Below are 337 nucleotides of genomic sequence, written 5' to 3'. Positions count from 1 at the left end.
CTGAAATTTCTTTAAATAATTTAAATGATGCATCTAGTTATAACTATGCCTTGCCTGAGGTAATATTGGGCCTTTCAGCAGTTAATGCTACAGTTAATGATAATATAATCATTGATTCAACTGGTAAAACAACTGTAAAGTATTCTATTACAGAAAATACTGGGTTATTAACTGCTAGTTATGATAGTATTAAAATTACAAAAGAGATAGAATTTGTCGATACAGGTGATTTCGATTCCCTTCAACATATAATTAATTCCATTCCTGAAGGTTATATGTATACTCTAAAGAAAAATTACACCTATTCAGAATCGGATACAATTACAACTGGAATATT

At 28.8% G+C, this 337-nt stretch carries 1 protein-coding gene; it reads left to right on the top strand.

All coding sequences use genetic code 11. The features are described from left to right. Positions 1-50: 50 nt before the first annotated feature. The coding region (locus tag Q4Q55_RS10585) for a hypothetical protein (protein WP_303372758.1) at positions 51-337 on the top strand (287 nt) is incomplete at its 3' end.

This window comes from Methanobrevibacter sp. (assembly GCF_030539555.1).
In the GTDB taxonomy this organism is placed as follows: Archaea; Methanobacteriota; Methanobacteria; order Methanobacteriales; family Methanobacteriaceae; genus Methanocatella.
The sequence above is the reverse complement of the archived record's forward strand: the minus strand, read 5'-3'. Positions and strand labels throughout refer to the sequence as shown.